The sequence below is a fragment of the Rossellomorea sp. LjRoot5 genome, assembly GCF_964253455.1.
Taxonomy (GTDB): Bacteria; Bacillota; Bacilli; order Bacillales; family Bacillaceae_B; genus Rossellomorea.
Genome location: NZ_CAXUQN020000001.1, coordinates 2,387,330 through 2,405,647, shown reverse-complemented (window position 1 = coordinate 2,405,647; position 18,318 = coordinate 2,387,330). Strand labels below are relative to the sequence as shown.

Here is an 18,318-nt window from a genome sequence, read left to right as displayed (position 1 = left end):
GGGAGAACATGAATAACAGAGATGCAAATACCCAATCGGAAACCTTTAATAAAACACCCCTGCTCGTAGTACTTATATCAGGGGCGTTCGCTGCCATCCTGAATCAAACGTTGCTTGCGACGGCTCTCCCTCATATTATGACCGATCTGAGCCTTGATGCGAGTACCGCCCAATGGCTGACGTCGATCTTTATGCTCGTAAACGGGGTGATGATTCCGATTACGGCATTCCTGATTGAACGATTCACGACCCGGGCTTTGTTCCTGAGTGCCATGGGCTTGTTTGCAGGAGGGACGCTCATCTGTGCCATTGCACCTAACTTCGGCTTCTTGATGGTCGGGAGAATCATACAGGCTTCAGGGGCAGGTATCATCATGCCCCTCATGCAAACCATCCTTTTTCTCATTTATCCTGTTGAGAAAAGGGGAGCGGCCATGGGGATGTTCGGTCTCGTCATTTCGTTCGCTCCGGCAATCGGACCGACCCTTTCTGGATGGCTGGTTGAACAATTCCCTTGGAGAAGCTTGTTCTATGTGATTTTGCCGATCGTCATCGTCGATTTTATCGTCGCGTATTTCATTTTAAAGAATGTAACCAAACAAACGTATCCGAAACTCGATGTTCTTTCCATCTTACTTTCATCCCTTGGATTTGGGGGGTTATTGTATGGCTTCAGTATCGCTGGAAGTCAAGGGTGGGGAAGTGGTCAGGTCATTATCTCGATGATTGTGGGAAGCGTCACACTCTTTTGGTTCATCACAAGACAGTTTAAATTGAAGCAGCCGATACTCGAATTCCGCGTGTTCAAAAACAAGATGTTCACGTTAACCACAGTGCTAGGAATGGTTGTGTTTATCGCGATGATCGGAGCGGCTACTGTACTTCCCCTTCTTATGCAGAATATGCTGGGGTTCTCAGCCTTTGAATCAGGGCTTATGCTCCTGCCCGGTGCACTCTTGATGGGGCTTATGAACCCTATTACTGGGAGGATCTTTGATAAATTCGGAGCCCGTTGGCTGGCCATCATCGGGTTATCGATTCTCACGATCACGACGTTTATGTTTGCAAATTTATCAACTGACACCTCGTTTATGTATCTGGCAACGGTCAATGCCCTCAGGATGTTCGGGGTTGCCATGGTGATGATGCCGGTGACAACAGCCGGGCTGAATCAGTTGGACAGGAGTCTGATACCACACGGAACAGCCATGAACAATACGATGAGACAGGTCTCCGGTGCCGTTGGAACAGCGCTTCTTGTAACCGTAATGACAACGAGTGCAGATCCAAGCCGTGGACTCGAAGGGATGATTCATGGAGTCAATGTCTCATTCATTGTTGCCGGCATAACGGCCATTGCAGGACTCGTTCTTTCCTTTTTCATAAAAAGCGGGAGACCTGCAAGAGTTAGAAGTAATGCATGATGAAATAGAGGGACGGACCTGACAAATCACCAGGTCCGTCCCTCATTTTATTTTCCTTCCTGCAAATACTCTTCATTTTTCCAATCGGTAACGAACATACAGCCCGGGGAATGGGTGAGCATGAAGGGGATCTTCGCATGAAGGGCCACTGCTTGAGGTGTAACCCCACAGGCCCAGAACATGGGAGTCTCTCCCTCCCTGATTCCGACAAAGTCACCAAAATCCGGTTTTGTAATATCCGGTATGCCGATTCCAGCGGGGTCTCCGATATGGACAGGAGCCCCGTGCATTTTGGGGAATAGAGCAGTTATATCTGTTGCTTTCTGTACGAGTGAATCAGGTATGGGTCTCATGGAAACGACCATCGGCCCTTCAAATACTCCGGCTTTTTCTGACTGGATATTGGTCTTATACATTGCTACGTTTTTGTTTTTCTCTATATGACGCAGAGGAATGTCCCCCTTGATGAGCTGACTCTCAAATGTAAAGCTGCATCCGATGAGAAAGCTGACTAGATCTTCCCTCCATATTTCATCAATCCGCTGCTTCTTATCAACTAATTGACCATCTTCATATACGTGGTACAAAGGGATGTCAGTGCGGATGTCGGAGTTTTCGGCATACTTGGATTGGAATTGCCCTGGTTCCAACACTTCGACAATCGGACAGGATTTTGGATTGCGTATGGTGAATAATAAAAATTCAAAGGCATATTCCTTAGGAAGGACAACCAGGTTGGCTTGTACATAATCCTGGCAGACCCCTGAAGTGTGAGTTTGGTGCTTTCCGCATCTGATGTTCGTTCTTAGTTCTGAAGGTAACATGGAAACACGCTCTCCTTTAATTGAAATTTTAATAGTCTGAAGATTAATATCCATTTTATCATATATTTCTATCATATATCTGTGCTACGTTATCAGTAATCAACCATTCAAGTTAAGGGGGAATCGAATATGTCTCAAAATCTTCATGGCATGGATCCGAAATTATTATCGGATTTACGGTCGCAAACAGAAACTTTATGGACCAACCCTTTGGAAGCATCCGGCAATATTTCAGGGGATAGCATTCAGGAGATCATTGAAGCCGAGCAGCGGCTCGCCCGTTTTGCTCCCTATATAAAAAAGGTATTCCCTGAAGTGGTAAACGGGATTATCGAGTCACCAATCAAACTTCTTAAAAACATGCAAACTGCGATTCAGGATAATGTTCAATCGACGATACAAGGTCAGTTGTTCCTTAAATGTGATAACGACCTCCCAATTGCAGGTTCGATTAAAGCAAGGGGAGGCATTTATGAAGTATTGAAGATTGCGGAAACGGTTGCTATGGAACAGAACTGGATCCAAGAGACAGATGACTATTCAGTGATGGCAACGAGCCGTTTCAAAAATCTCTTTTCACGGTACTCCATCGCTGTAGGTTCCACGGGTAACCTGGGCTTAAGCATAGGGATAATGGGGGCGGCTCTTGGCTTCAAGGTAACTGTACATATGTCCCGCGATGCGAAGCGGTGGAAGAAGGAACTTTTAAGAGAAAAGGGAGTAAAAGTGGTAGAACATGTACAGGATTTCTCCCACGCAGTTGCTGAAGGGAGGAAGCAGTGTGAGTTGGATCCAGACTGTTTCTTCATAGATGATGAAAATTCAAAGGATTTATTCATGGGTTATGCAGTCGCTGCTCTCAGGCTGAGGGGACAATTCGAAGAGGAGGGGATAATAGTAGATCAAGATCACCCGTTGATCGTTTACCTGCCCTGCGGGGTGGGCGGTGGTCCAGGTGGGGTGACCTATGGTTTGAAGCATGTATTCGGCGAACATGTTCATTGTTATTTTGCAGAACCTGTAAATTCTCCTTGTATGCTCCTTGGACTTGCATCCGGCAGACATGAAGAGATTTCAGTCCAGGATATTGGATTAAGCAATCGTACGGAAGCGGATGGTTTGGCGGTTGGCAGACCTTCTGCTCTTGCAGGGAGAATGATTAATGAGCTGGTCAACGGGGTATATACGGTAAGCGATAAGAATCTATTCAAATTGCTCGCCCTGCTACATCATTCGGAATCCATCTTCCTTGAGCCGTCAGCAGTGGCAGGGATGATTGGTCCCTTCCTGCCGGATCTTGAGGAACATCTTTCCTCCATTGAAGTGGATTTATCTCATGCCACTCATGTAGTATGGGCCACGGGAGGAAAGCTCGTGCCAGAAGCAATCATGGAAGAGTACGTGAAAAAAGGAGAGGGTTATTTGGTTGAATGAATCGTGGATTAGTATGGTACTAGGCAGATGCACATCTTCTGAAACCACGCATATGATATCGTGGTAAAAAGCAGAAGGGAATGATCAGGATGTACAATGTGCCGACGACTTATTCAACCCACCCACAAACCTTTATTAACGCTGCACAAAGAAGTGAATGTATTTCTCAGCACTTAGTGAATACCCTGCTTAACGGTATAAGCAGAAAGGCATCCACTGCAGATTTATATGATCGATTGGCCGGATTCGCACCAAATAGTGAGGAACGTCAAAATCTTATGCGTATGAAGGAAGACGAGGAGCGCCATTGGTGGGAGTTAACGAATTTATACATCTCCCTTACCGATACCCAGCCTTCTTATCAAGTAGATAGAATTCATTTTCAATCCTATCGGGAGGGACTGCAACAAGGATATGAAACGGAGCTTGCAGATTATGAATTATATCGGATTTGCAGTATGCAGGCTCAGCATTCCACGGTATACGAGGTCCTAGTGAATACCTGCAGAGATGAGTGGCAGCATGCCGAAAGATTGAGTGTTTTAGGTGCAGCAGCGAGCAACCGGATGATGTCAAAGGATTATGGGCCATACCCGTATTCCGTTAATATTGATGAGGTGACGGTTAATAATGACACGTTCCGCACGGCTTTATGGACGGGTGAACATTTACAGGTAACGCTTATGAGCATCAATCCCGGGGAAGACATCGGTTTGGAAATCCACCCTAATACTGATCAATTCCTCCGTCTTGAACAGGGAGAAGGAATTGTAAGAATGGGTGATCGCCAGGATAACTTAACCTATGAGAAAGAAGTAAAGCAGGACTTTGCCATCATGATCCCTGCCGGAACATGGCATAACGTCATCAATACCGGAAATACGCCTATCAAACTGTACTCGATATATGCACCTCCACATCATCCAAGGGGAACGGTTCACACAACCAAAGCTGACGCGATTGCGGCAGAGGAAAAGCATAGCAGTTATTAAGCATACCGAAATAAAAAGGATGTGGAATCGGATAGATTCGACATCCTTAAAAATGAAACTGCCTTTTCCAGACAAAAATTCAGGAATAATATGTTAAAATGAAGCAGTGAGTATAAATAGACTGAGAGTTTCCGAGTGAGAGGATGAATCGATTGGTGAATAAAAGCAAAAAGATTATGGGATGGGCACAGCCTTTGATAATTGGGATAGCGTTAGCCGTAATGATTCGGTCCTTTATCGTGATACCCATTGTCGTTGAGGGAGCTTCGATGAATACCACTTTACTGGATCATGACCGCATGATCGTAAACAAAATGGATGAACCCGAGCGGTTTGATATCATAGTATTTCACGCAACTGAAACAGAAGATTATATTAAACGTGTAATCGGGCTGCCTGGTGATAAGATTGAATATATAAACGATACGTTATACATAAATGGTGAAGCATATGAAGAGCCATACCTGGATGAACAAAAGGAAGTGACTGTAGGGGCGTTAACTCCTGATTTCACTTTACAGGATACTCCATTAAAACAACTGACGGTTCCGGAAGATGAATTATTCGTCATGGGTGACAACAGGAGATTCAGTAAGGACAGTCGTCAGATCGGCTCGATCCCCATCGATAAAATAGTGGGAACGACAAATATCGTGTATTGGCCGGTTAAGGAGATGAAAATCATTCATAATTAGGTGAGAGAAATGGCGATCATCCACTTGGGGAAAATATTCAATCCCTGAAAAATCAGAAATATAAAGAGTAGGAGGATGGGAAAATGGACAGCATCATCTTTGATCTGGACGGTACCTTGTGGGACCCGATCGAGTCAGTACTGGAAGCTTGGAATAAGACAATCGTAGATCATGAGCGGCTGGAGCATGGGATCACCAGAAAGCATTTGGAAGGGACCATGGGGCTTCAAATGAAGGAAATTGGTAAGGAGTTATTCCCGGAATTGAATGGAGAGGCAAGGGAGCAATTATTGAAAGACCTTTCCCGTCGTGAAATTCCCCACCTGAGTAAAAACGGAGGTCAATTATATGACCACGTAGAGAAAGTGTTGGAGAAACTATCGGAGAAGTACAATCTATTCATCGTCAGCAACTGTCAGGACGGTTATATCGAAGCATTCTATGAGTATCATGGACTGGACAGGCATTTCATTGATTATGAGAATCCGGGAAGAACCGGTCTATCAAAAGGAGAAAACATTAAACTCATCATCGACCGAAACCAATTAAAGGAACCTGTCTATATTGGAGATACAGAAGGCGATCGTAAAGCAGCCAAAGAAGCAGGCATCCCTTTTGTATATGCATCGTATGGTTTTGGAAAAGTAGAATCATATGACTATATGATTCAATCATTTGAAGAATTATTGAATATTTTTTAGAACTAAGGTCTGTTCTCTCCGAGGGACGGACCTTTCATTTTGTTCTTAATGAATTACAATGAGGTCAATTTTGCCTATGCTTTAAGAATCTTAGCATGCAAGCTTCTTTTTACGTCTTTAAAATGGTAAGCTAATGAATTAGACGCAAATTCTCAGGAGGCATACAGATGAATATTGATAATAACGATATTTTAATTCGATTGCGATACGCTCTCGATCTTAAAAATACAGAAATGGTAGACATTTTCAAGCATGGCGGAATAGAATTATCAAAAGATGAAGTTTTGAAAGTGCTTACGAAGTCAATGGATCATGAGGAATTAGAAGAGGATACGTATGAAGAGGACGATCACATACCTTGTGACGATGAGATGTTCGAATCCTTTTTAAATGGCTTTATTACGTTCAAAAGAGGGAAGCGGGAACCAAAGCCTGGACAGGCGGAAAGACCGGAATTAACGTATGAACATGTGAATAATCTTCTTTTAAAGAAAGTCAAGATTGCGCTCTCCTTAACAAGTGAGGATATGATTGAAATTCTGGGATTAGCTGACGTGCATATCACGAAAGGTGAATTAGGTGCGATTTTACGAAGGGATGGCCATAAAAATTATCGGATTTGCGGGGATCGTTACGCCCGGAACTTCTTAAAAGGATTGGCAATCCGATATAGGGGTTAGGAGATGAACCATACGTATTCAGGAGAGACGATTCAATTTGATCTTAATTATAAAAACCGTAAATCCACCGGCATTTTTCTGGACAGCTATGGAAATATTGAAGTCCAAGCACCTAAAGGGACGGATGAAGAATCTGTCCTTCGGTTGCTTGAGGATCACTGGAATGAGATCCTTAAGAAATCAAATGAAATGAAGGAACGCTTAAATGGCCCACAGTTGAAGTCCTACCAGCACGGAGAACCTTTCCTGTATCTTGGAAAAAGCTTCCCCATTGAAGTTCTTCACACCCCTGACATCACGAAAGACTCTGTCACTTTTAACGGGGATGCACTGAAAATCCAGGTCAGAGAGCTTGAAGATGAACGGATAAAGCAGGCGTTAAAAAGGTTTTACTACAAGAGGTGCAAGTCCATGGTAGAGAGCAGCATTTCTCTTCATCAGCACCATTTTAAGATCAAGCCCCGGTCGATCCGCATTTCGGATAGTAAAAAAACATGGGGGACATGCGATGGAAGAAGACAACTGACCTTCAACTGGAAATTGGCCATGGCGCCCCAGGAGGTCATCGATTATGTTGTTGTGCATGAACTGTGCCATCTGATTCACCTCAATCACGATCGGTCGTTTTGGCGTCTGGTTGGGAAGATTGTACCTGATTATAAAGAAAAAGAAAAATGGCTGGCAAGTACAAGTTGGAAGATGACGGTATAGTGAGCAATGTCATCAGCAGGTTGGGAGGGATGGGAAATGACAATCGCCAGTTTCCTTATCATTGCCTGGATTCTCAGTTGGTTTAAATTTGATCGGCTTTTTATTCAAGCATTTAAAGAACTTTTCAAAAAAGAAGTGACAAAGGCAACCTATTATTTCACCTTTTTTTGCATTGGAACGATAGGGGACATCACTTTATTTATTAATGGAACTTTTTATGAAGTACTAGTGAGTTAGGGAAGAGTGTTCATAATGGAAGGGTGATGGAAGTGTCTGAAACACATACAATGTCAAAGAAAGAAATAGCCGTCTCCTTTCTGGAACGAGTTGCGTCGGGGGACGTCCGGGGTGCATTCAAGGATTATACAGGAAATGCTTTTCGTCATCATAACCCCTATTTTCGTGGAGACTCGGAATCGCTCATGCTCGGCATGGAAGACAACGCTGTAAAAAATCCCAATAAGAGATTTGAAGTGAAACGAGCGATGGCAGATGAAGAGACAGTAGCGGTTCATTCCCATGTAAGGCAGAATCCCGATGATCCAGGGGCGGTGGTTGTCCACATTTTTCGATTTGAAAATGGAAGAATCGTAGAATTATGGGACATAGGTCAACCAATTCCTGAAGATCCCTTGAACGAAAATGGGGTTTTTTAAAACGGGAGAGCAGCATATATATACACAAAAACCTGCACCACTATGATAAATAGTCGGCGCAGGTTTAATTTTGTTATTGTAAATGTCTTGTGATTATGATATATTAATACAGAAACCTTTTTGACGAGATAAAAACATTCATATTACCTCAATAATAATTATATAACATAACATCCTTATTAGTCAACCCTGAATTTTATAGCTGAAGGAGTGCTTAGATGAAATCTGAAATTAGGCATGAGCAAAAGCGAGTGGACGATGTGATTGGTAACATCATGCGACAGATCGAAACCCTGGAAACCGAAACAGGAAGGCGCAAGGAGGAAGTGGCGGAGACCCGAAATCATTTCTGGGATGAGGTAAAGGTAAACACAGATACCTTCGATGACTTTCTGGAAACCGTTATTGCATTAAGGCAGCAGGCGCAATCGTTGACGGTTTCTGAGAGTACTCACAAACAGGCACTTAAAAAATTATCGGCATTGCACAGGATGAAAGGGAAGCCTTATTTCGGGCGGATCGATTTCACGGAAGAAGGAGAATGCACTGAAAGGGTTTATATCGGGATATCGACCCTGGCTGATCAAACAGGTGATGACTTTCTTATTTACGATTGGCGGGCACCCATTTCAAGTGTTTATTATGATTATCCACCAGGGCAGGCAGAATACACCACCCCGGGGGGCGTCATCCGTGGGGTCGTGGAGAGCAAGTGGCAGTATCTCATCAGGGATGGTGTGATTCAGTCCATGTTCGATACGAGCCTCACGATCGGCGATGAGATTTTACAGGAGGTACTCGGTAAAAGAACAGACAATCATATGCATAGCATCGTCGCCACGATTCAACAGAAGCAGAATCAGATTATCAGGCATGACCACGGCAGGCTCCTCATTGTTCATGGAGCAGCAGGAAGTGGAAAAACATCTTCTGCTCTCCAGCGTATCGCGTACTTACTATATAAATATAGGGAAACTTTGAAAGCGGATCAAATCGTTTTGTTTTCACCTAACTCTATGTTCAACAGTTATGTTTCTCAAGTTCTACCTGAACTTGGGGAAGAAAACATGGAGCAGGTGACTTTCCAAGAGTATTTGGACCACCGACTAAGCATGGAATTCCAGGTGGAGGGTCCCTACGATCAACTCGAGTACGTGTTGAGGAAGGCGGATAACCGCCACACGTATGCAACACGTACGGCGAGTATCCAATTCAAAGCATCTACCGATTTCTTTGAAGCAATTAAATCATATAGGAAATCCTTAGAGGGTTCCGGGATGAAGTTCAAAGGAATTATGTTCAGGGGAAGGACGATGGTCACCGCTGAAGAGATCACCGAACGGTTTTATACTTGTGACGGCTCACTTCGCTTCCATAATAGACTTGAAAAGCTGACTGAATGGCTAAACAGCCAAATCGATCATGCGGAGAAACATGAACGGATGGAGCCGTGGGTGGAAGAAGCCATTGAATTGATGAGCAATGAGCAATATCATAAGGCCCGTAAGTATTTTAGGAAGAGAAATATCTCCGATGATTATGAAATGGAATATGAAGCCTTGAGAAAATTGATTGTGCGTAAAAAATTCAAAAAGCTCCATAAATGGATCAGGTCCCTCCAATATGTGGATGTAAAAAGTATTTATCAGCAGCTCTTTGCAGACCCTATGAAAATTAGTTCATTAATGAGGAAGGAAACGCCTGATATATGGGAGAATATTTGCCAATCGACGTTGAGTATACTCGACGATGGGAAACTGTACTATGAAGATGCGACTCCATTTTTACTATTAAAAGAGCTGATTCTCGGTTTCCAAACGAATACATCCATTAAGCATGTACTCATCGACGAAGCTCAGGATTACTCTCCGTTTCAATTTGAATTCATCAAGAGGTTGTTTCCTTCAGCCAAATTGACCGTCCTCGGAGATTTTAATCAGGCGATCTTTGCTCATGCAAATGAACATGTTGATTTCAGTAATCTGACAGATTTGTATGGGCAGGATGAAACAGATCACATTAACCTGACCGAGAGCTACCGGTCCACTAAACCAATCATAGACTTTACACGCCGGATAGTTCCGGGCGGGGAACATATCTCCGCTTTCGAACGGGACGGAGCAAAACCTGTCATAACGACAGTCACGGACCATGATGACCTGCATGATAAAATTACCGGAACAATTGAGAAATGGAAGGCAACTGGGTATCGTTCAATCGCCGTCATATGCAAAACGGCTGCTGAAAGTGAACGGGTATTTGGTTCGTTAAATCATGTGGAGAACCTTAAACTCATGAAGAGCGTCTCTCTTGAATATGAACAGGGGGTCGTGGTCATACCCGCATATTTAGCAAAAGGAATCGAATTCGACGCCGTCATCATTTACGACGCATCAGCCCAAACATACGGTGACGAAAGTCTCCGAAGACTATTCTACACCGCATGCACGCGAGCCATGCACGAACTAAAGCTTTACAGCATAGGCAAACCAACCCACTTCATCCAAATATAGAATGAGGGACGGACCTCCATTTTTCAGAAGAAATCCCTATTTTAAGGGGTTTTGCTCTGAAAAAAGAGGTCCGTCCCTCTTTTGTGGAAAAAATGGTAAAATATTATAGGGAGCGTTTTATTTCATTTGTATTTGTAAATAAATAATCAAAGTTTCATATATCATGTCAAGTTTTTAAGGATTGAAAGGAGTGGAGACGATGGATCCCTATGTGGATTTGTTGAAGAGTATGGTTGCCCAGCATGATAAGCCGAGATTTTTGTTGGGAATAGATGGGTTAAGCCGTTCGGGGAAAACCTCTTTTGTGGAACAATTAAGTTTTATCTTGAATAACGAAAATCGTCCATATCAAATATTTCATCTGGATGATTTAATCGTTGAACGAGCACGCCGTTATAATACTGGCTCAGAAGAATGGCAGGAATATTTTCATTTGCAATGGGATGTAGATTGGCTTTCTAATCACTTCTTTCAAAAGCTAAAGGAAGAGGAACAGATCACTCTCCCCTTTTATAACGGGACAAAGGACACTCATGAAAACAGTACCATTCCGTTGCCAAAGGAAGGATTAATCATTATAGAAGGAGTTTTTCTCCAGCGGAAAGAGTGGAAACATTTTTTTGATAAGATTATCTATTTGGACTGCCCGAGGGAGACCAGGTTTAACCGCGAATCAAATGAAACGAAAAAGAATTTGTCAAAATTCGAAAATAGATACTGGAAAGCAGAAGACTATTATATCAATGGATGTCATCCTGCCGAATCGGCAGATATCATTATAACTTCATAAGCCGGTATGTCCGTAGCGTGATTCTTCAAATGAATGGTGACGGGGTAGAGTATATTAGATACTTATTAAACAATACTAATAGAAAATACCTTTAGGAGTCGAACCGAATTGATTCACATGGATTTTTTTGAAATGATTGCACGTTCAACTGCAAGCTTTCTGGTTCTACTCCTTGTCGCCCGTTTGCTTGGAAGAAAACAATTGAGCCAGTTAACTTTCTTTAACTATATAACCGGTATAACCATCGGTTCCATTGCAGCAGATATTGCAGGTGAATCGAAGACTCCTTTTCTTGAAGGACTGACCAGCCTTATCTGGTGGAGTGTCTTAACGCTCCTGGTTGGATATATCGGACTCAAATCACCGAGAGCACGGGTAGTGATGGATGGGCAGCCGGTCATTGTCATGAAAGATGGTAAAATTCTTGAAGATACGTTAGGGAAACATCATCTGAATATGGATGATTTAAGCATGCTACTAAGAGAAAAAAATGTATTTTCTACTAACGAAGTTGATACGGCTGTTTTCGAACCTGATGGGAAATTGACCGTATTTTTAAAATCCGGCAATCAACCATTAACCAAAAAGGATCAGGATATCATTACCGGTAGACCTACATACATACCAACAGAATTAATCGTTGATGGGAACATCCTGTATCAGAATTTAAAGGAAGTGGGCATATCTGAAGAGTGGCTTCGAAATCAGCTGAACTACTTCCAAGTGAAACTTCAAGATGCATTTTACGTCGAGTTGCAGGAAAATGGAACACTTTACATTGATCGGCGTCGGGACCGGTTGAAGGAGTAGAGAAGGTGTCAACCCTTAAGTTTGGGTGGCACCTTTTTATTTTGGAAAGGATTGTGTTTTATTAAATAATTTGGAATAATTGGAATATAGGTGTAGGTATATATGTTCGGATCCTAAATAGCTGTATTAGAGATTGGGGGAGCTGAAATGTTATTTTTTATTATACTGCCTTTTGTCATGGGACTGCTGGGAGCGTATTTGATAACAGTCGGTCTATGGGAACTTAGGATAGGAGTCGACAGAAAGAAATACTCAACCTATATGTTCATTGGACTTGTATTGATTATTTTCCTCGCTATGGGTTAGTGAGTAAATAAAAATGACTTTCTTTTTATCTATCCATAATGGATTAACAGAATCCAACTTTACTAACAAGAATATTGGGAAATGAAAATGATTGAAAGGAGTCCTAATGAAAACCAACAGAAAATTGACCGAAATCATGAATCCCGAAGAAGATACTCCCGACACGTTTGAAGATATCTTGAACCTTGCAGCGGATTGTAAATTCACGAACTGTACTCATGAAACTGAGCCGAATTGCGCCGTGAAAAAAGCAATAGTAGAAGGTACTCTTCCTGAAGAAAGGCTCACCAGCTATCTTCGGGAAAAGAATGAAGCAGCCTATCTGGTAAATGAAAAAAACAAGACGAAGGCAATTGATTACATGAAGCAGCGTAAATTGTTTCGAAAATAATATCCAATAAAAAGAGGGTGTTAACGATGAAGTTTTATATTGGCTCAAGCTTTGCAAATAAGGACCATGTGCGATATGTAAGTGATCGGCTTGAACAAAAGGGCTTTATCCAGGCATATGATTGGACCAGGAATGAACGCGCATCAACAGTGAAAGACCTTCAGCACATAGGCCAGAATGAAAAAGATGCCATCATTGATTCAAATGTAGTCATCATCATGCTCCCTGGTGGAAAAGGGAGTCACGTCGAACTGGGAATAGCCCTGGGACTTGAAAAACGAATCATCTTGTATTCTCCAAATGATGAGGTACATGATTTCGCTAACACGACTACATTTTACCACTTACCTGAGGTGGAAAAGTGTTCGGGGAGTAAAGAAGAATTATTGGAATATGTTCTAGAAAGCCGAATTTACAGCGCAAATGAATAAGACCTATGGACCATTGTTCGAGGAAGGAGCCGACATTGAAGAAAATAAAAAGAGTGAACTTACCAAGTCAAGGTAGGATTATAGTAATCTCAGACATACATGGAGAACTGAATCTATTTATCAATCTGTTACAAAAAGTAAATTTTTGTTCAGAAGATCATCTTTTCATTAACGGTGATCTTTGTGAAAAGGGCAGCAATAGTAAATGGACTGTCCGATATATCATGGATTTATCAAAGAGGAACCCGAACGTCCATGTAACGGAAGGGAATTGCGACACTGTGGTAGAAGATCTTCTTGAAGAGAATCCTAAATTGATGAACTACATCAGTTCAAGAAAACATTCTATATTGAAAGAGTGGCTTGATGAGGTAGGGTTTGAACTAAAAGAAGATACTACGGTTCAGGAGGTGAAAGATGTCCTCACACAACATTTCCCTCAAGAAATCCAATGGCTTATGGAATTACCAACTGCAATCGAAACAGACGACTATATTTTCGTTCATGCAGGTCTTGATGATCGTAAAGATTGGAGAGAAACGGATCGGATTTCTGCGATCACAATGCCTGCCTTCCTGGAGAAATCACATCGAACAGGGAAATATGTCATTGTCGGCCATTGGCCCGTTGTCAATTATTCCAGTGACATTCCTTCCAATAATCCGATTGTAAGTGAAGATAGGAATATCATCTCCATTGATGGAGGAAATGTCATTAAATCGACAGGTCAGTTAAATGCATTTATCATACATAGAACAAAGAACGGGGACAGCTTTTCCCAAAGCTATATAGATCATCACCTAACATGTGAAGTGGTGAAGGGCTACATATCAGAACCAATCATGTCGGGGTCCATTTCCTACCCAAACTACGAATTGATACCCCTTCAACCATCTGAGCATTTTACACTGTGCAAACAAGTTGGAACCAATGATCTATTATATGTTAAAAATGAGTACATTCATCAAAGTGAAAAGGGAACTTATTCGGCAAAAACGGATCTTTCATGTGCGCAGATTTCTGTGGATATTGGTGATATCATATCTGTTGTTGACAGTAGTTGCACAGGATATGACTTAATCAAGAAAAATGGGGAAGAGGGATGGGTACCTAAAGACGTCCTCCCAGTGAAACAACGCGGCTCGATCCCCGTCGTTTAATCAATATGACAATAAGGTGCGATAATCTATGGAATATAAAATAGACACAAAAAAGGGTTATAGTCCGCAAATCAGTTACCTCGTCTGCCAGATGGACTATGCCAGAAAAACAACATTGGACAGTGTGAGAGGATTAACCCCGTCTGAGCTGGATTTTTTACCGTGCGAAGGTGCTAACAGTATTGGAGCTTTATTACTACACATGGCGGCTGTAGAAAAAGGGTTTCAAATAGAACTGTTCGAGGAGAGAAGGCCAAATGAAAAGGAAATGGCTCAATGGGGTGCAGCCTATAGCCTTGGAGAAGAAGGTCGTAAGAAAATAAATAGGAATCCTCTAGAATTTTATCTGACAAAACTTGATGAGGTCAGAAAGAAAACGTTCCCGGAGTTTTCAGAACGTAATGATGAATGGCTCTATGAAAGCAGATTATGGGATAATCAACCCTCCAACCATTATTTCATCTGGTCTCATGTATTCGAGGATGAGATCAATCATAGGGGCCAAATCCGGCTGATTAGAAGAATACTCTCTGAAAAGAATAAATCTTGATACAGTTGTTGTGATTCAACCATTTCTTTCAGTGATGTGATAGCCTAATTCAGGGAAAATCTTAAATGAAAACAGTGGGGGATCCTATGAATCCACAAACGATCAACTTTGAAAAAAAATTGAAAGATTACCAGGTAGTCGGAGTCAGCATGGCTACAATTGAAGGTGCATGCATAAGTAAAACCGCCTGCTTTGGTTTCCTTGAGACGGGAACAAATAGACGGGTGGAACATGAGTCAATCTTTCATGCGTGTTCAATCAGTAAATTTTTTACCTCTATGTTAGTGATGACTCTATCTGAACAGGGCATTCTGGAAATAGATAGGAATATTAACGATTACCTGTCATCATGGAAAGTTCCGGTGAATTCTTTTGGGGTCATAACTTTGAGGCATTTACTCAGTCACCATTCAGGGATTGTGGATCCGGAAGGCTCTTTTTCTGAACTCATACCTATGTTTGATACCCCTTCCATGGTCGAAATATTGGATGGCAAAACACCATATTGTGATATTCCAATCAAAGTGAAATATAAGCCCGGAAGCGAATTTTCATATTCCGATGCCGGCTTCTGTATCATCCAGCTTGTGATAGAGGATGTAATGGGAAAGGCATTTGTAGAGGTAATGGAAGAATATTTATTTCTACCCCTACGATTAAATAATAGTACTTTTCAGCTGCCACCATCTAAAGATCAGTTCTCATGCGGTCATACCAAGGATGGAGGATTGGTGAAAGGGAAATACCCAATATACCCCTACCCTGCAGCTTCGGGATTATGGACCACCCCAACGGATGTGGCTCTTTTGGTTATTGAATGGATGAATTCAATCAAAGGCGAAAGTAATCTGTTCTCTACAAATAGTGCTAAAGAGATGTTAACCCCTCAATTTGGAAAAGAGTGGATGGGGCTTGGTGTTTTTCGTGATACCAATGAGAAAGGGATAGAAGTTTCTTCACTCGGATGGGGAGTCGGCTTTCAAGGGATGATGGTTGCATTTCCTAATGAAGAAGCGGGTCTGGTCATCATGACGAATACAGACACAGGTGTCCATCAGCTAAAGGGGCTCATTGGTGAAGTATACAGAGCATATTATTAATAGTTGTAAAAATGGTTATATTCAAGTGCGCAGGGATGGTCATCGATAAATGATAATCTATATTCTCATTTAAATGTAGTTCGACGTGAAAAAGAAAAAAGGCTCGAACTTCCGAGCCTTTTTCTCAAGTCAATTGTACAACTAATCCTAGAAATTTCTATTTTTTCTCGCTTTTTTTCTAAAGTAACTAATCGTTATTCCAATAATGACTGCAATGATTAATAGAGGAATAATTATAAACAAAACAGCTCCGGATGCTCCACTCATTGAGGCTCCTCCTCTCGATTCATTCATAAGAATATTCCCTGCTATGAGATTTCTGAAACGTAAGATTGTGTTTTGATAGGATTAAAGAAAGCTTGTAGAAGATAAAACTTTTACGATTTCGTCCAGCATAAATTGCATTTCCCTAATGAATCGCCGGAATTTTAATTTTCACCGTAAATTCTTCTTCCTTATAAACAAAATCCAGAAAACCATTGTATTCTTTCACGGTTTCTTGAATGATCTTGGTGCCGAGACCCTCGTGGCCATCCTTTGTTGTATGTCCGTAGCGTTGATACAGCTCATCAAGGATAGATGGCGATATCGGGAGGGAAGGGTTCTTGCAAACCAGCATATAAAGACCGCTTCGTTTATAAAACTGAAGGCTGACGCTTGCTTGATTACCGTAATGTTCAAGCCATTGGGTGGAAGCCTCTATACTGTTGGACAGCAGATTCCCAAGGAGTGTCACAATCTTCTTATCTGGGAGGGGTAACGTGGAAAGGGGCATATCCACATCATATATCATCGTCACCCCGCAAGCTTTTCCTTGATTGTACATCTGGTGGAGAATTCCAGCCACACTTCCACGTTCCCCTTTAATAGAAAGGTTGGTTTCTTCATATCCGTCCACCAAATCGTCTAAATAGGTAGCAGCCTCTTCGTAATGGTGATGTTCGAGCATATAGTGGATTGAAGAAATATGTTTGAGAAAATCATGCCGTTCACTTCGTACAACCCGAAATGTTTCGGTTAAATGAAACCGTTCCATCTCGAACTGATAGTGATCATTTTGAAGCACCTTAAATTTGCTGGAGACATCCCATCGGACCCACTCAATCCCGATAAAAATCATGAAAAAGAACGCAGGTAACCACAGTGATGATTCAATAATCAAATAGGGAAGTAACAAAAATAGTTGTGTGACGGAAAGCAGGTGGCTCCATTTCTGATCGAATTCAATAGTCTTAATTTTCGTTTTTCTATAACACAGATATGTTACGAAAAAGACTGCGGGATAGGTGAAATAAACGGGCAGATGCCATGAGAGGTTCGTTAATAACGCCTGTATATGTATAAAGCCAAATAGGGAAAGGACTAACCAATAAATCTTCATTTGTTTCACAACGGGCTCCACCTTTTAGAAATAATGTTGTTGCAGATACTCTACTTTTTCCTTTGTGATCATGGCCTGTGCCTCGATTCCTTCAAATGTAATCACATATGAATTCTTCGCATAGAGAGAGAAATTCTTTACAAAGTGTATGTTGATGATGAAGGAACGATGGGAACGGATGAAATCCCTTTCCCGTAATTCTCCTTCTAATTCATTCAAGGTCAGATAGGTTTTGATCCTTTCCTCTTTCGTGTAAATTGTCGTTGATCGGCCAGATCTTTCAATGAAGACGATATCTTTCTTTTGAATGATATGTATATCATTTTTTTGCTTTAAATAGAGTCGGCCCTTCAGTTCTGCCGTTCTCGACTTTTCCATGAGGCGCTCGATGGATTTCATCAGTCGATCATTTGTATAGGGCTTCATAATATAGTCATGGACGTTCAATTCAAAGGCGTGTACGGCATATCCACTGTTTGCCGTCACGAAGATCACCGATATGTTGAGAGCATGTGAGTGGATAATGTCTGCCAATTCATATCCGGATAGGTGAGGCATCTCAATATCTGCAATCAGTACGTCGATGGTTTCTTTCTTGATTTGGTCATAGGCTTCCTCGGCGGAGGTGGTGGAAAAAACGATTTCCAGACCCTCGGCACGGGAAACGATGCCGTTTAATTTATCTAAATCAATCATACGATCGTCTACGAGACCAATCTTCATTTCCATTCCCCTCGCATCTTTTGAAGTTCTCCTTCATTTTACCATC

The 18,318-nt window shown here is 41.9% G+C and carries 21 protein-coding genes; 18 read left to right on the top strand and 3 right to left on the bottom strand.

The window, feature by feature from the left end:
* Positions 1-8: 8 nt before the first annotated feature.
* Positions 9-1,424, top strand: a complete 1,416-nt coding sequence (locus ACSQ2E_RS12445; RefSeq protein WP_435990919.1) for an MDR family MFS transporter — start codon at positions 9-11, stop codon at positions 1,422-1,424.
* 47 nt (positions 1,425-1,471) lie between these two features.
* On the opposite strand, the gene ACSQ2E_RS12440 is transcribed toward ACSQ2E_RS12445, so the two are convergent.
* A complete protein-coding gene (locus ACSQ2E_RS12440) occupies positions 1,472-2,248 on the bottom strand; it encodes a putative hydro-lyase (RefSeq protein ID WP_435990918.1) in 777 nt (258 codons plus the stop codon).
* Between the two features lie 129 nt (positions 2,249-2,377).
* Here ACSQ2E_RS12440 and ACSQ2E_RS12435 point away from each other — a divergent pair, with 129 nt between their 5' ends.
* The 17 genes from ACSQ2E_RS12435 to ACSQ2E_RS12355 all read left to right on the top strand — a co-directional run bounded on the left by ACSQ2E_RS12435 (position 2,378) and on the right by ACSQ2E_RS12355 (position 16,168).
* A complete protein-coding gene (locus tag ACSQ2E_RS12435) occupies positions 2,378-3,682 on the top strand; it encodes a D-serine ammonia-lyase (RefSeq protein ID WP_435990917.1) in 1,305 nt (434 codons plus the stop codon).
* A gap of 80 nt (positions 3,683-3,762) precedes the next feature.
* A complete protein-coding gene (locus ACSQ2E_RS12430) occupies positions 3,763-4,674 on the top strand; it encodes a cupin domain-containing protein (protein WP_435990916.1) in 912 nt (303 codons plus the stop codon).
* Between the two features lie 143 nt (positions 4,675-4,817).
* On the top strand, positions 4,818-5,369 hold the full coding sequence (gene lepB, locus ACSQ2E_RS12425; RefSeq protein WP_435990915.1) for a signal peptidase I: 552 nt from the start codon (positions 4,818-4,820) through the stop codon (positions 5,367-5,369).
* An 83-nt stretch (positions 5,370-5,452) separates the two neighbouring features.
* Complete coding sequence (locus ACSQ2E_RS12420) at positions 5,453-6,070, top strand: HAD family hydrolase (protein ID WP_435990913.1); 618 nt, start codon at positions 5,453-5,455, stop codon at positions 6,068-6,070.
* A gap of 167 nt (positions 6,071-6,237) precedes the next feature.
* Positions 6,238-6,750, top strand: coding sequence for a DUF1456 family protein (locus tag ACSQ2E_RS12415; RefSeq protein WP_435990911.1), 513 nt, complete (start codon positions 6,238-6,240; stop codon positions 6,748-6,750).
* 3 nt (positions 6,751-6,753) lie between these two features.
* On the top strand, positions 6,754-7,461 hold the full coding sequence (locus tag ACSQ2E_RS12410; RefSeq protein WP_435990909.1) for a M48 family metallopeptidase: 708 nt from the start codon (positions 6,754-6,756) through the stop codon (positions 7,459-7,461).
* Between the two features lie 36 nt (positions 7,462-7,497).
* Positions 7,498-7,698: a hypothetical protein gene (locus ACSQ2E_RS12405; protein WP_435990907.1), complete on the top strand. Its 201-nt coding sequence runs from the start codon at positions 7,498-7,500 to the stop codon at positions 7,696-7,698.
* Positions 7,699-7,724: 26 nt separating this feature from the next.
* Positions 7,725-8,117, top strand: coding sequence for a nuclear transport factor 2 family protein (locus tag ACSQ2E_RS12400; RefSeq protein WP_435990905.1), 393 nt, complete (start codon positions 7,725-7,727; stop codon positions 8,115-8,117).
* A 218-nt stretch (positions 8,118-8,335) separates the two neighbouring features.
* Positions 8,336-10,630, top strand: a complete 2,295-nt coding sequence (gene helD / locus ACSQ2E_RS12395) for an RNA polymerase recycling motor HelD (RefSeq protein WP_435990903.1) — start codon at positions 8,336-8,338, stop codon at positions 10,628-10,630.
* Positions 10,631-10,829: 199 nt separating this feature from the next.
* Positions 10,830-11,420 carry a kinase gene (locus tag ACSQ2E_RS12390; protein ID WP_435990901.1) on the top strand — a complete coding sequence of 197 codons (591 nt, stop codon included), beginning with the start codon at positions 10,830-10,832 and terminating at the stop codon, positions 11,418-11,420.
* Positions 11,421-11,537: 117 nt separating this feature from the next.
* Entirely contained in the window at positions 11,538-12,230 is a 693-nt protein-coding gene (locus tag ACSQ2E_RS12385) for a DUF421 domain-containing protein (RefSeq protein ID WP_435994522.1), read from the top strand.
* Between the two features lie 147 nt (positions 12,231-12,377).
* Complete coding sequence (locus ACSQ2E_RS12380) at positions 12,378-12,536, top strand: hypothetical protein (RefSeq protein ID WP_435990899.1); 159 nt, start codon at positions 12,378-12,380, stop codon at positions 12,534-12,536.
* A 106-nt stretch (positions 12,537-12,642) separates the two neighbouring features.
* Positions 12,643-12,927 carry a hypothetical protein gene (locus tag ACSQ2E_RS12375; protein WP_435990897.1) on the top strand — a complete coding sequence of 95 codons (285 nt, stop codon included), beginning with the start codon at positions 12,643-12,645 and terminating at the stop codon, positions 12,925-12,927.
* 26 nt (positions 12,928-12,953) lie between these two features.
* Complete coding sequence (locus tag ACSQ2E_RS12370) at positions 12,954-13,358, top strand: nucleoside 2-deoxyribosyltransferase (RefSeq protein ID WP_435990895.1); 405 nt, start codon at positions 12,954-12,956, stop codon at positions 13,356-13,358.
* A 35-nt stretch (positions 13,359-13,393) separates the two neighbouring features.
* Positions 13,394-14,518, top strand: a complete 1,125-nt coding sequence (locus tag ACSQ2E_RS12365; RefSeq protein ID WP_435990893.1) for a metallophosphoesterase — start codon at positions 13,394-13,396, stop codon at positions 14,516-14,518.
* A gap of 28 nt (positions 14,519-14,546) precedes the next feature.
* Positions 14,547-15,068, top strand: a complete 522-nt coding sequence (locus ACSQ2E_RS12360) for a DinB family protein (protein ID WP_435990891.1) — start codon at positions 14,547-14,549, stop codon at positions 15,066-15,068.
* A gap of 86 nt (positions 15,069-15,154) precedes the next feature.
* Complete coding sequence (locus ACSQ2E_RS12355) at positions 15,155-16,168, top strand: serine hydrolase domain-containing protein (RefSeq protein WP_435990889.1); 1,014 nt, start codon at positions 15,155-15,157, stop codon at positions 16,166-16,168.
* A gap of 409 nt (positions 16,169-16,577) precedes the next feature.
* Here the strand turns inward: ACSQ2E_RS12355 and ACSQ2E_RS12350 are convergent, their stop codons facing one another.
* Together ACSQ2E_RS12350 and ACSQ2E_RS12345 are read right to left on the bottom strand one after the other, a co-directional pair.
* The gene (locus ACSQ2E_RS12350) at positions 16,578-17,549 is read right to left on the bottom strand and encodes a sensor histidine kinase (protein ID WP_435994520.1); all 972 of its coding nucleotides are present in this window, start codon (positions 17,547-17,549) and stop codon (positions 16,578-16,580) included.
* A 24-nt stretch (positions 17,550-17,573) separates the two neighbouring features.
* Positions 17,574-18,272 carry a LytR/AlgR family response regulator transcription factor gene (locus tag ACSQ2E_RS12345; protein ID WP_435990886.1) on the bottom strand — a complete coding sequence of 233 codons (699 nt, stop codon included), beginning with the start codon at positions 18,270-18,272 and terminating at the stop codon, positions 17,574-17,576.
* Positions 18,273-18,318: the final 46 nt, after the last annotated feature.

Bases quoted from the DNA above. Each gene is read 5' to 3' on its own strand.
- ACSQ2E_RS12445 (WP_435990919.1), top strand. From the start codon at position 9: ATGAATAACAGAGATGCAAATACCCAATCGGAAACCTTTAATAAAACA.
- ACSQ2E_RS12440 (WP_435990918.1), bottom strand. From the start codon at position 2,248: ATGTTACCTTCAGAACTAAGAACGAACATCAGATGCGGAAAGCACCAA.
- ACSQ2E_RS12435 (WP_435990917.1), top strand. From the start codon at position 2,378: ATGTCTCAAAATCTTCATGGCATGGATCCGAAATTATTATCGGATTTA.
- ACSQ2E_RS12430 (WP_435990916.1), top strand. From the start codon at position 3,763: ATGATCAGGATGTACAATGTGCCGACGACTTATTCAACCCACCCACAA.
- lepB (WP_435990915.1), top strand. From the start codon at position 4,818: ATGAATCGATTGGTGAATAAAAGCAAAAAGATTATGGGATGGGCACAG.
- ACSQ2E_RS12420 (WP_435990913.1), top strand. From the start codon at position 5,453: ATGGACAGCATCATCTTTGATCTGGACGGTACCTTGTGGGACCCGATC.
- ACSQ2E_RS12415 (WP_435990911.1), top strand. From the start codon at position 6,238: ATGAATATTGATAATAACGATATTTTAATTCGATTGCGATACGCTCTC.
- ACSQ2E_RS12410 (WP_435990909.1), top strand. From the start codon at position 6,754: ATGAACCATACGTATTCAGGAGAGACGATTCAATTTGATCTTAATTAT.
- ACSQ2E_RS12405 (WP_435990907.1), top strand. From the start codon at position 7,498: ATGACAATCGCCAGTTTCCTTATCATTGCCTGGATTCTCAGTTGGTTT.
- ACSQ2E_RS12400 (WP_435990905.1), top strand. From the start codon at position 7,725: ATGGAAGTGTCTGAAACACATACAATGTCAAAGAAAGAAATAGCCGTC.
- helD (WP_435990903.1), top strand. From the start codon at position 8,336: ATGAAATCTGAAATTAGGCATGAGCAAAAGCGAGTGGACGATGTGATT.
- ACSQ2E_RS12390 (WP_435990901.1), top strand. From the start codon at position 10,830: ATGGATCCCTATGTGGATTTGTTGAAGAGTATGGTTGCCCAGCATGAT.
- ACSQ2E_RS12385 (WP_435994522.1), top strand. From the start codon at position 11,538: ATGGATTTTTTTGAAATGATTGCACGTTCAACTGCAAGCTTTCTGGTT.
- ACSQ2E_RS12380 (WP_435990899.1), top strand. From the start codon at position 12,378: ATGTTATTTTTTATTATACTGCCTTTTGTCATGGGACTGCTGGGAGCG.
- ACSQ2E_RS12375 (WP_435990897.1), top strand. From the start codon at position 12,643: ATGAAAACCAACAGAAAATTGACCGAAATCATGAATCCCGAAGAAGAT.
- ACSQ2E_RS12370 (WP_435990895.1), top strand. From the start codon at position 12,954: ATGAAGTTTTATATTGGCTCAAGCTTTGCAAATAAGGACCATGTGCGA.
- ACSQ2E_RS12360 (WP_435990891.1), top strand. From the start codon at position 14,547: ATGGAATATAAAATAGACACAAAAAAGGGTTATAGTCCGCAAATCAGT.
- ACSQ2E_RS12355 (WP_435990889.1), top strand. From the start codon at position 15,155: ATGAATCCACAAACGATCAACTTTGAAAAAAAATTGAAAGATTACCAG.
- ACSQ2E_RS12350 (WP_435994520.1), bottom strand. From the start codon at position 17,549: ATGAAGATTTATTGGTTAGTCCTTTCCCTATTTGGCTTTATACATATA.
- ACSQ2E_RS12345 (WP_435990886.1), bottom strand. From the start codon at position 18,272: ATGAAGATTGGTCTCGTAGACGATCGTATGATTGATTTAGATAAATTA.